Origin of the sequence: Pseudomonas sp. (assembly GCF_030147005.1) — a bacterium.
Lineage (GTDB): Bacteria > Pseudomonadota > Gammaproteobacteria > Pseudomonadales > Pseudomonadaceae > Aquipseudomonas.
This window is the reverse complement of the sequence record NZ_JASLAW010000197.1, coordinates 1-11,371: the sequence shown is the minus strand read 5'-3', so window position 1 is coordinate 11,371 and position 11,371 is coordinate 1. Positions and strand designations below refer to the sequence as shown.

Genomic DNA, 11,371 nt, shown 5'->3' with positions numbered 1-11,371 from the left:
CTTTAACAAACTGCTCGATCAGTTCTTGGGGGATCGAGGGTAACTCCCTCGCTGCTGCATTGGCGGGCTTCTTTTTTGTCGGCATACATGCACCTCTAGCTACATGTTATGCCCGAACACAAAATTTCTGACAGTCTCGCTCGCTCCTGCAACGGGAGAGAACGCTCGGTCAGCGAACCCAGCCACCGACCTGCCAGTGAAACCCGTCATTACGCTGCACCCAGTGCGGATGCACATAGCGATAACCTTCGCGCACCGGCTCCCAATGGCCGTGCACCGCCACATAGCGCCCGCCTTGCCAGCGCCAGTAACCGCGTGACCAGATATAACCTTCGCGTGCCGCCGGCTCGACTTCGATCACCTGCACCGGCGGCGGTTGGGGCGCCACGACTTCCACATACTCACGTTGTACCGGCCGGCGTTCATGCACGACACGCTCTTGTACACACCCGGATGCCGCGACGACTACCGCCGCCATTGCCGCATAACGTAGCAACATAAGAAAACCCTCGGGCGTTATTGCCCTGCACCTGCATCAGAAAGAAATCCCCCGTTGTTCCAGCCAGGCCTCCTGCTTGGGCATGGCTTATTTCTAACAGGATATGTCTGTCAGATTGCTGAACCCCCAGGCCTCAACTCGCGCAGGCGACGGTCGGTCTCTTCAGGCGCAACAACAATAGCCCGGCAATGACGACGGCAATGCCGGCATAGGTCGAGGCATGGATCTTGTCGCCGAACATCAACGCCGCCCATACCAGGGTGACCGGGGGCTCCAGGTAGACCAATGCGGCAACCTGGGTAGCCGTCATCATGCGAAGCAGCCTCCACAGGCTCAAATAGGCGGCAAAGGTGGAAAACACCGTCAACCACACAATCGAAACCAGTACGTCGGCGTCATGGGGAATGCTCAGGGTATCGGTGTAGAGCACCGCGCCGGTGAACCCAATCAAGGTCAGCAGCGATTGGATAAACAACGGAATGAGCAAGCCGACATTCTTGCTTTGCGGCGAACGGCGCTCGTACAGCGTCGCCAGCGTCAGCCCGAGCGCCGACACCAGTGGTAGCCCGTACATCACCAGGCCAAGCCCCGTTGCGCTATGGCTGTACTGCCCGGCGATCACAATCGCCACGCCGGCAAAGCTGATCACCAGCCCCACCCATTGCCAGCCACCGCTGCGCTCGGTTGCGCTGCCAGTCGACAATGCGGCGGTCATCAACGGCTGCAACGCCGCAATGATCGCCGCAATACCCGGCGGCAAACCGTTCTGGATCGCCACATACAGGCAGCTCAGGTACAGAAACTGCGACAGGCAACCGATAACGGCGTAATGACGGACCTGCGCCCATGAAACCTTCAACAACCTGACGTTCAAGAACAGCCCCAGGCACAGCGATACCAACAGGAATCGCCAGAACAGCAGGTTGAACGCGCCGCCGTCCTGGGTGCCCAGCTTCGCGCCGATATAGCCCGAACTCCACGACAGAACAAACGCGCCTTGCAACAGCAGCAATCCCAGGGTTGATCGCTTCATGGAGCCTCCAGCCTTTGTAGTTGACTTCAAGGCTAGGGACAGAGGACTCTTCTGTATATTTGAATTAACTGCACCATCAATCCGAAAAAATCAAACCATGGCCAAACAACTGAATATCGATCTGCTGCGCACCTTTCACGCCGTCGCGCGCTTTGGCCGCTTCAACGAAGCCGCTGAGCATGTGCACCGCAGCGCTTCCACCGTGACCACCCATATTCAGAAACTGGAAGACCAGGTCGGCCAACGCCTGTTCAGCCGCAGCAACCAGGGCGTGGACCTGACGCTGTACGGCCGCAAACTGTTAGGCGAAACCACCGAATTTCTCAAAAGCCACGACCGCCTGCTGATCTCGCTGATGCCCCAACGCATGCAGGGCAAGATCCGCCTGGGCGTGCCCGACACCTACGCACCCGCCTTCATCCAGGAATTTGTGCCACGACTGATCGCCGACAACCCGTTGCTGGAGCTGCAAATCGAAGCGCGCACCAGCGGCGAATTGTTGAATCTGTTCACGGCAAACCAGCTGGACCTGGCCATCACCGTCAGCGCACACCCGCTGGCACAGGGTGAACGTTTGGGCCCCGTGCAACCGCTGTGGGTCGCAGCCGAGCATTTCAGTTGCCCGCCAAACGCGCCGCTGCCCATCACCGTGCCTGTCACCGGTTGCCCGTATCGCGCGGCGGCGTTACAGGCGTTGAAAGATCATGGGGTTTACCATCGAGTGCTGCTGGAAAGCCCCAACTCATCGGCGGTAGAAGCTTGTGTGCGCAGCGGCGTGGCCGTGGGCCTGATGGAGGAAAGCCGCATGGGCGCCGGGCTGCGGCAAATGACGGAACTGCCGGCACTCCCCGCGCAGCATCTGTACCTGCTGTGCGACACCGCAAATGCACTGGCCCTGCATCTGTACGAGCAAGTCAGGCACTTCAGGGTCTGAATGCCGCGCACAAAAAAGCCCGCTGACCGTCACCGGTTCAGCGGGCTTTTTCTTAACGTGGCTTACAGCGCCAGATCAGACGCCGGCTTGCTCGGCTCAGCCGCAGGCTTGGCAGCCTCGGTGGCCTGCGGAGCAGCCAGTTGCGGGATCGCTGGCGGTGGGGTCAGTTGCAGCACACCGGCAGTGTAGGCCCATTCCTTGGCAACAGCCTCAGGGCTGTCGTTCAGCTTGGTGCCGTAGCTCGGCACGATCTGGTGCAGTTTTTCCTGCCAGGCCGGGCTTGCAACCTTGTCCTTGAAGACTTTTTGCAGCACGGTCAGCATGATCGGAGCCGCGGTGGACGCGCCTGGCGATGCACCCAGCAGGCCTGCCATGGAGTTGTCGGCGGAGCTGACCACTTCAGTACCAAGTTTCAGCACGCCGCCCTGCTCTTCGTCACGCTTGATGATCTGCACACGCTGGCCGGCTTGCCACAGGCGCCAGTCGGATTGCTTGGCGTTCGGGAAGTACTCTTGCAGCGCCTTGAAGCGGTCGTCATCCGACAGCATCAGTTGACCGGCAAGGTACTCGACCAGCGGGTATTCACGAATACCGACTTTGGTCATTGGCCAGATGTTGTGGGTGGTGGTGCTGGTCAGCAGGTCCAGGTACGAGCCTTCTTTCAGGAACTTGGTCGAGAAGGTTGCGAATGGGCCAAACAGGATCACGCGCTTGCCGTCCAGCACGCGGGTGTCCAGGTGCGGCACCGACATCGGCGGCGAACCTACCGAAGCCTTGCCGTAGGCCTTGGCCAGGTGCTGCTCGGCGATGGTTGGGTTATCGGTCACCAGGAACGAACCGCCCACCGGGAAGCCGGCGTATTCCTTGGCTTCAGGAATACCGGATTTTTGCAGCAGGTGCAGGGCACCACCGCCAGCGCCGATGAACACGAACTTGGCGTCGGTTTCAGTCTTGGTGCCGTCTTTGAGGTTTTTGTAGCTCACACGCCACGAACCGTCGTCGTTGCGGGTGATGTCCTGCACTTCGCTCGACAGTTTCAGGTCGAACTTGGGGGTGGTTTGCAGGTGGGCAACGAACTGGCGGGTGATCTCGCCGAAGTTCACGTCGGTGCCGATCGGGCTCCAGGTGGCTGCGATTTTCTGGTTCGGGTCACGCCCTTCCATCATCAGCGGAACCCACTTGGCGATCTGCGCCGGGTCTTCGGAGTACTGCATGCCGGCAAACAGCGGGCTTGCCTTCAGCGCTTCATAGCGCTTTTTCAAGAACTTGATGTTGTCATCGCCCCACACGAAGCTCATGTGCGGTGTGGAGTTGATGAACGAACGCGGGTTCTTCAACACGCCCTGCTGGACCTGCCAGGACCAGAACTGACGGGAGATCTGGAACGCTTCGTTGATCTCGACCGCTTTAGGGATCTCAACGTTGCCGTTCTTGTCTTCCGGGGTGTAGTTCAGCTCAGCGAGGGCCGAGTGACCGGTACCGGCGTTGTTCCAGCCGTTGGAGCTTTCTTCGGCCACGCCATCGAGGCGCTCGACCATCTCCATCGACCAATCCGGTTCCAGCTCATTGAGCCAGACACCCAGGGTCGCGCTCATGATGCCGCCGCCGATCAGCAGCACATCGACTTTCTTTGCCTCTTCCGCTTGCGCGGACGTGATCCCCATCGACAAAGCCAGCCCCAGCAGGGCAGTGTTTACTTTCTTAAACATCAGTAGCACCTATGATAAAACGCCATCCGCCCTACCGCCCCGATCATGAGCAACCTTCCATCACGCTACATCAGGCAACGTAGCGCGGGGTATGCACATTCACTTAAGGACTGCAGGGTGGGCACACAAGGCCGATGGATCGACCTCACTGTTATGTCCCTTCTGCGCTGACTTCTTATCATTATTGGCTTCAGCTACCTGGGCGACAGCCAACCGCTGGGACGCATACGGGTGTACGCACCAAGGTAAGCCTAGCCCAAGACGGCGCGCAGAATATCACGCCAAACAGCGTTTATGCGCCGTTTGGCCAATTGACAGGCCTAAATCGCGGGTTTTATCGCGCGGGTGTCAAGGCTGCCAGCCGCGACGTGGGGTCACAGGCCTGGAACTCTCAGGAACCTGGCTGTTCTAGACACCTTCGCGGTCGCATGCGTAGCATCGGCGACTGTCTTTCGTGCACCTCATCCAAACAGAGCGATCCATGTCTATCCACCAAACACCCGGGCACCTGCTGCCCGCGCGCAGTGCCGCCAAAATGGAAGCGGCCATGGCCGTGGGCGCGTTCGCAATCGGCACTGGCGAATTCGCCATCATGGGCCTGATGCCCGACATCGCCCAGAACCTGGGCTTGAGCGAACCGCAAGTTGGCCACGCCATCAGCGCCTACGCGCTCGGCGTGATGGTCGGCGCCCCGCTGCTGGCCATCCTCGGCGCCAAGCTGCTGCGCAAACACATGCTGTTATTACTGATGGGCCTCTACGCCCTGGGCAACTTCGCCACCGCCTTCACCCCCACCTTCGGCTCGCTGGTGGCCTTCCGCTTTATCAGCGGCCTGCCCCACGGCGCCTACTTCGGCATCGCCGCCGTGGTCGCCTCCAGCATGGTGCCCAACGACAAACGCGCCGGCGCCGTGGCCCGCGTCATGATGGGCCTGACCCTGGCCATGCTGCTCGGCAACCCCATCGCCACCTTCCTCGGCCAACACCTGGGCTGGCGCTCGGCGTTCGCGTTGGTCAGCGTGATCGCCCTGTGCACCATCGCCCTGGTCTGGCAGTTCGTCCCGCACCGCCACGACGAAGAACGCAGCGACCCGCGCAAAGAACTGCGCGCCTTCACCAAACCTCAAGTCTGGATGGCATTGTCCATCGGCGCGATTGGCTTTGCCGGGATGTTCTGCGTATTCAGCTACCTGGCGCCGACCATGCTGGAAGTGACCAAAGTGTCGCCCCAGTGGATTCCATTCGGGCTCGCCGCGTTTGGCGTGGGTGGGATTATCGGCAACATTGCCGGTGGCAAGCTGTTTGATCGCATGCAGTTTCGGGCCGTGGGCTTGATATTGGTGTGGTCGATTGCCGTATTGCTGTTCTTCCCCTTCGCCGCAGCGTCGCTGTGGGGCGTGCTGCTGAGCATGGGATTGGTTGGCACCATGGTCGCATTGGCGGCCCCGTTGCAGATCCGCCTGATGGACATCGCCCACGAAGCGCCAAGCCTGGCGGCAGCGTCCAACCATGCGGCGTTCAACCTGGCGAATGCGCTGGGGCCGTGGTTTGGCGGGATGGCGATTACCGCCGGGCTGGGATGGACGAGCACCGGCTACATCGGCGCGGTAACGGCGTTGATCGGCCTGGGCATCTACCTGATCGCGCGTCGCATGAAAGGCGGTCACTAGGGTTTCTGTAGGAACGAGCTTGCTCGCGAAAATCGCCAGCGATAACGCGGGTATCCTGATTCAACATCGCGCTCTCAAGTTCTTCGCGAGCAAGCTGAACTGGCCTAATGATTTTGGACACTTCATTCGGGCGCTATGATAGCGCCCAAATTTGAGGTGTTTGGATATGCGTAAATCTTATTCGAGTGAGTTCAAGCTCGCTCCTACACGTCATCACACAAGCGGGCTGCACAACAGCCCAGCGCGACATCAATCATCATGTAACAACCCCGTCCCATATTCCCCATAACTATTCCCAAGCCCACTGCCACCAAAATTCATCTTGGCGGCTTTGCCGGGGCTGTGGTCTCCAAACGCCTGGCATCCACCTGAAAAGCACGGGTCACTGCTCACGGCTGGTGAAGATGAACAAGCACTCAACAGCAACGTGCCGGTGATCATCACAACTTTGACGAGATTCGAGATCATGGTTTCAGTTCCCTATGGGCGGGAGGCGCTGGGGTCCTCTCTTGCAGGGGATCGTAGACCTCAACGACGCAGGGAATTATGAAACTTTGCTGGGGGACAGCATGAGTTCAGGTTGCCGCCTTGGAGCAAGGCGGCAGGGTTGGATGTCAGGCTTTAACTGAGGCGGTTACAGGCGCAACTTGCTCCTGGGCTCGGTCAACGAGCAGCGAGCTCAACTCGATTAACTGCTGAATGCCCAGGGCGATAGCGCGTTGGGAGTCGTCGAGGTCGAACGCCAAGGTGGCGGCCATTTCGTTGGCGGATGCCAGGTTTTCGGCGGCGTTGGCCAGGAGGGTTTCGGGGTCGATGGTTCGGTTTACGATGAATAGATTGTCGATTGGGGGTTCGACGGGCGCAGCTTTCTCGGATGGGAGCAAGTGATGATGGATTGCACGCTGGGCTGCGGCTTGAAGTTTGGAATCAGAGGATGCGGCGTTTGAAGCATAAGGCGGATTAGGTGTGACCTTGTACATGGCGAAGCTCCTTTAGCGTTTAAGGAACTGCCTATCTCACTTCCACATGAGGGGTGGCAGCTGTACGCAGGTGTGGAAGACCAGGGCTAAAGGACCCGGCGCACCGAAGTGCCCCGCGCACAGCCGCCATAAGCAATCATACAGACGTAAAAAAACGCCGGTAGGTGTTTATGGGCGATTGAGCGCCTTCAGCTTGGACGGACTTCCACATCCGGCCGCTGGATTGGCAGCGGCTTGAGGAGGTTAGCTAGGGGTGGTCTGAGGGGCAAGCCGAGAAAAGCGTGGGAAATTTCCCCGGAGAGTTTTGTGATGTATGTCCGCCTAACCGCTCAAACCCATCAATGCGCCATATGATGCGCACCACCCAAACCCTGCAACGAAGCCCCGCCCACCTGCGCCACTTTCCCCGACGCAGGATTAACCCGAATAATGCTCATCATCCCCAGATCCTCGTGCCCCAGCAGATGGCAGTGAAAGACAAAGTCCCCCACCACCTCGCCACGAAAATCCATTAACAGCGACACGCTCGGATACGGGTCCTGTGTGTTGCCGGACCAAGCCGGCACCTCGATGGTGTCCAGGTATTGCCCCACAATCCCCGGCGCTTGTGGCTCTTTGCCGAAGTTATTCTGCCCCTGAACATAAAAATGAATTTGATGAATGTGAAACACATGGTTTTCGGTGCTGCGGTTCTCCACAGACCATTGTTCGACTGAACCCTGCGTAGTGGTAATGCTCGGCGGCTCGTCTGGGTTGAAAACATGGGGTGCCTGACCGTCAACCGTCATGTAAAACTCTTTTTGGTCGGCGCTTTCGGAAAAATACAATTTGCGCTGTGCCGCGATGGGAGCTTGCGCCAGCCCGGCAAAGCGCCGTCCCGCCGCATCGGCAATCTGCCGCGCAGGCACGCTGGCGAACTTTGCCTCAGCGCTCGGCACCGGGTTAAGCGTGATCAACGGACGGGTCGGGTTGCAATCGCCATCAGCGCCCGTATTGATGTTAGCGGTCATCAGCCTGGCTTGTTGCACAGTGGCTGCGGGCATAGTTGCCACGAACTCAACGCGCGAGGCCGGCGGCAAGCGGAAATGGTCAACCGCAATGCTTTGACCCGCGCTACCCGTGCCATCCTGAGAGTTGATTGGAACGCCATCGATGGCGATCAGGTTCAGCGTCTGTGGGACATTGTCGTAGACAAGGCTCAGATCAAGTATTGAGTCGGCAGAGATATTGGCGACTCGCCAAAATTGCGCCTGTTTGGCCGGGACTGGCAGAACGGCAGGGATAAAGGAAACACCCTTATTATCTGCGTATGAATTGACCGGCACATTATTCACAGTGACGTCGCGGAACGGTACGGCGACCCCACAGTTACCCTGCCCCTCTTTGAGGTCGTTGAGCTGGCGCTGATCACGCAATACCAGGATCTGTTGCGGTATTCCTCCGATTCCCGGAAAAAAACGCTCGATCCCATCCACAATCAGTGCGCCGGTCGCCCCGCCCATAACCACCGGCTCGGAAATCCCATGCACGTGAGGGTGATACCAGTACATTCCCGGCGGTTCGTCGGTGGGGAAATCCAGCGTATAGGTAAAGGTTTCACCGGAATTGATGATGGTCTTGATCACCTCATCCCCGCCGCACGTCGGGGCGGTATTGGTTCCGTGATAGTGCAGGTTCACCGATGTGCTGTTCATGAATTTGGCGCCGCAGTTAGGCGGGTTAAGATTCATCTGGTTAACGCCTTGAGGCGTATTGTTGGTAACCACCACTGTCAGCTTGTCACCGGGCAGTACGTGCAACGTAGGGTTTTGCAAGCCATCGGGGGTCATGAAGCAGTAAAGCGTACGCCGCTGCGCATCAACACTCTGCTGGTAGGAGAAGTTCACTGTGAGCGTGCCGTTTTGACTGTATAGCGCGGGAGGCGTCAACACTTGCGCGCCTTCGGTGAACCTTGGGCATCCTCCCGGTATAGCCGCAATTGCCGCCCCCTCGGACGTTACGGAATCGGATTGTGCCGGTGCAATACCAGACATGGAGAGGAGCGCTACGCATCCCAGTGTTGCCAGGGCGCTTTTGCTTAAAAGTCCGTTCATATTCACCTCGTCATTGAGGATGCCCGGTGCGGGCCTGCTTCATTTCATTATGAGAATTGAACAACTTTATGAGGTAAAGCGAACGCCAACGACACGGGGGTGCCCCGGCAACGTTCCCTGTCATATCCTGCCAACCCTGAACCAGATTAGTTGAACAGTTGCAGAGGCAATGAGAGTTTAAAGATCGTTAAGTTATAAAGGCGATAGCAAAATGACATCTTTTACAATGCTTTACTTTCAAGGGACTGGTAGGCCATGACCATTCAGCCCGAATCTCCCGCCCCTCTGCTACGACCGGACGACACAGCTGTGCTTTTCGACGGCACCTGCAAGCTTTGCAACGGCTGGGCGCGGTTCATTATCCATTATGACCATGCTCATCGAATTCAGCTCGCAGCGGTTCAATCGCCGGAAGGCCAAGCGCTATTGAAGTGGGCGGGGCTACCGCAGGACAACTTCAACACCATTGTGCTCATCTCGAATGACAGGGTGTCCGTGCGTTCCGAGGCGATGTTCGAGATTTTGGCGCGCCTGAGTGCTCCGTGGCGCTGGCTAACGGCTGCACGGGTCGTCCCAACAGCACTGCGGGATTGGATGTACGACAAAATCGCGATAAACCGCTATAGGTTGTTTGGGCAGTACGACTCCGCTCGTCTTCCAGAGGCAGATCACGATGGGCGGTTTTTGAAAGCACGGAGATAAAGAGAAAAAGCAATTCACTTCCAGATACATCTCACGACGGACTGCTGAGTCAACCAAGCGCACCAAGGTATAGATGCCCCACAGCCGCCATCATCGAGGCTGCCGTGACCGGGATATCCCTAATCCTGCCGGAAGACTTGTCCAACTCTCTCGCCAACCTGGCCAAAACCAACGGCCAAACAGCGAGCCATCTGGCGATGGACGTCCTTCGCGACTACATCGAGCGCGAAAAAACGCTGGCCGCTCAGATCTAGCTGGCGGTAAAGGAAGCTGACGAAAGCAAATTCGCCACTGATGACCAAGTGGCAGCGATGCGCGCTAGGCGCTGGAGTCGGAACGCGGGTTGAGTGACTTGAAAGCACTCAAAAATCTGGAAGACGAAGCGAACTATATCGCTCTCGAAAATCCAAAAGCCGCTGACGACTTCTCGGCTGCCATTTTCGCCTGGGTCGACAGACTGGCTCAGTTTCCTTCCATCGGACGCGAAGGTCGGATGAAACATACCCCCGAATGGGCAGTTCCCAATTGGTCCTATCTGATCCCGTATAGAGTACGGGGTGATCGACTGCAAATCCTTGGCATATTCCACACACGGCAACGTCCTCGTTCGAAGTGGTAATGCGCGCAAAACTTGCCTCTCCGGCACCCAAGATCCGTTCCTGATAAACTGCGCGCCATTCGCCTAGTTGATTCAGATCCCCCATGTCCCTACAAACCGCTCCCCTCTCCCGCCGCTTCTCCGTCGCCCCCATGATGGACTGGACTGACCGCCACTGCCGGTTCTTCCTGCGCCTGCTCTCCAAACACGCCCTGCTCTACACCGAGATGGTCACCACCGGCGCGATCCTCCATGGCGATCACGAGCGCTTTCTGCGCCACAACGAAGCCGAGCACCCGCTGGCGCTGCAATTGGGCGGTAGTGTTCCGGCTGATCTGGCCGCCTGCGCCCGCATGGCCGAAACCGCCGGTTACGACGAAGTGAACCTGAACGTCGGCTGCCCCAGCGACCGGGTGCAGAACAATATGATCGGCGCGATCCTGATGGCTCATCCTGCCCTGGTGGCCGATTGTGTGAAGGCGATGCGCGATGCGGTGTCGATTCCGGTGACGGTGAAGCACCGTATCGGTATCAATGGTCGGGACAGTTATGCCGAATTGTGTGATTTCGTCGGGCAGGTGAAGGACGCAGGCTGCACCAGTTTCACCGTGCATGCGCGGATTGCGATTCTGGAGGGGTTGTCGCCCAAGGAGAACCGGGATATTCCGCCGTTGCGCTATGACGTGGCGGCGCAGTTGAAGCGGGACTTTCCGGCGTTGGAGATCATCCTGAATGGTGGCATCAAGACGTTGGAGCAGTGCGAGGAGCATTTACAAACGTTTGATGGAGTGATGTTGGGGCGGGAGGCTTATCACAATCCGTATCTGTTGGCGGAGGTGGATCAGCGGTTGTTTGGCAGTGAGGCGCCGGTGATTAGCCGGGCGGAGGCGTTGGTGCAGTTGCGGCCTTATATTGCCGAGCATTTGGCCAGTGGTGGGACGATGCATCACATTACGCGGCATGTATTGGGGTTGGGCACCGGGTTTCCTGGGGCGCGCAAGTTCAGGCAGTTGTTGTCGGTGGATATTCATAAGGCGGCGGATCCGTTGGCATTGCTGGATCAGGCTGGGGAGTTGTTGGAAGGGCGTTGACCGGGGCAGTTAGGCGCAACTTGGTCCTGCGCTCGGTCAACAAGCGGTGCTGTCGCGGCTCAC

11 protein-coding genes and 1 pseudogene are annotated in these 11,371 nt (G+C 58.4%); 6 read left to right on the top strand and 6 right to left on the bottom strand.

The window, feature by feature from the left end; translation table 11 throughout:
* Positions 1-169: 169 nt before the first annotated feature.
* Both Q1V60_RS18020 and Q1V60_RS18015 read right to left on the bottom strand, forming a co-directional pair.
* Positions 170-499, bottom strand: a complete 330-nt coding sequence (locus Q1V60_RS18020) for a YXWGXW repeat-containing protein (RefSeq protein WP_124422839.1) — start codon at positions 497-499, stop codon at positions 170-172.
* 133 nt (positions 500-632) lie between these two features.
* The gene (locus tag Q1V60_RS18015) at positions 633-1,532 is read right to left on the bottom strand and encodes a DMT family transporter (RefSeq protein WP_300633069.1); all 900 of its coding nucleotides are present in this window, start codon (positions 1,530-1,532) and stop codon (positions 633-635) included.
* A gap of 97 nt (positions 1,533-1,629) precedes the next feature.
* Between Q1V60_RS18015 and Q1V60_RS18010 the strand changes: the two genes are divergently transcribed.
* Entirely contained in the window at positions 1,630-2,466 is an 837-nt protein-coding gene (locus tag Q1V60_RS18010; RefSeq protein WP_300633067.1) for a LysR substrate-binding domain-containing protein, read from the top strand.
* A 62-nt stretch (positions 2,467-2,528) separates the two neighbouring features.
* Here Q1V60_RS18010 and mqo read toward each other — a convergent pair whose 3' ends face one another.
* Positions 2,529-4,175: a malate dehydrogenase (quinone) gene (mqo, locus tag Q1V60_RS18005; protein WP_300633065.1), complete on the bottom strand. Its 1,647-nt coding sequence runs from the start codon at positions 4,173-4,175 to the stop codon at positions 2,529-2,531.
* 481 nt (positions 4,176-4,656) lie between these two features.
* Between mqo and Q1V60_RS18000 the strand changes: the two genes are divergently transcribed.
* Positions 4,657-5,844 (top strand): MFS transporter, encoded by a 1,188-nt coding sequence (locus tag Q1V60_RS18000; RefSeq protein ID WP_300633063.1) that lies wholly within the window; start codon positions 4,657-4,659, stop codon positions 5,842-5,844.
* 249 nt (positions 5,845-6,093) lie between these two features.
* Here the strand turns inward: Q1V60_RS18000 and Q1V60_RS17995 are convergent, their stop codons facing one another.
* From Q1V60_RS17995 to Q1V60_RS17985, 3 genes are all read right to left on the bottom strand, one after another.
* Complete coding sequence (locus tag Q1V60_RS17995; RefSeq protein ID WP_300633061.1) at positions 6,094-6,312, bottom strand: hypothetical protein; 219 nt, start codon at positions 6,310-6,312, stop codon at positions 6,094-6,096.
* 146 nt (positions 6,313-6,458) lie between these two features.
* Positions 6,459-6,824, bottom strand: coding sequence for a DUF6124 family protein (locus Q1V60_RS17990; protein WP_300633059.1), 366 nt, complete (start codon positions 6,822-6,824; stop codon positions 6,459-6,461).
* Between the two features lie 338 nt (positions 6,825-7,162).
* On the bottom strand, positions 7,163-8,917 hold the full coding sequence (locus tag Q1V60_RS17985; RefSeq protein ID WP_300633057.1) for a multicopper oxidase domain-containing protein: 1,755 nt from the start codon (positions 8,915-8,917) through the stop codon (positions 7,163-7,165).
* Between the two features lie 255 nt (positions 8,918-9,172).
* On the opposite strand from Q1V60_RS17985, the gene Q1V60_RS17980 reads away from it, so the two are divergent.
* The 4 genes and pseudogenes from Q1V60_RS17980 to dusA all read left to right on the top strand — a co-directional run bounded on the left by Q1V60_RS17980 (position 9,173) and on the right by dusA (position 11,308).
* Positions 9,173-9,619 carry a thiol-disulfide oxidoreductase DCC family protein gene (locus tag Q1V60_RS17980; RefSeq protein ID WP_300633055.1) on the top strand — a complete coding sequence of 149 codons (447 nt, stop codon included), beginning with the start codon at positions 9,173-9,175 and terminating at the stop codon, positions 9,617-9,619.
* Positions 9,620-9,723: 104 nt separating this feature from the next.
* Positions 9,724-9,966, top strand: a pseudogene (locus tag Q1V60_RS17975) (CopG family transcriptional regulator).
* On the top strand, positions 9,963-10,238 hold the full coding sequence (locus tag Q1V60_RS17970) for a type II toxin-antitoxin system RelE/ParE family toxin (RefSeq protein WP_300633053.1): 276 nt from the start codon (positions 9,963-9,965) through the stop codon (positions 10,236-10,238). Before Q1V60_RS17975 ends, Q1V60_RS17970 begins: the two are co-directional and overlap by 4 nt.
* Positions 10,239-10,321: 83 nt before the next feature.
* The gene (gene dusA, locus Q1V60_RS17965) at positions 10,322-11,308 is read left to right on the top strand and encodes a tRNA dihydrouridine(20/20a) synthase DusA (protein ID WP_300633051.1); all 987 of its coding nucleotides are present in this window, start codon (positions 10,322-10,324) and stop codon (positions 11,306-11,308) included.
* The last annotated feature ends 63 nt before the right edge of the window (positions 11,309-11,371 follow it).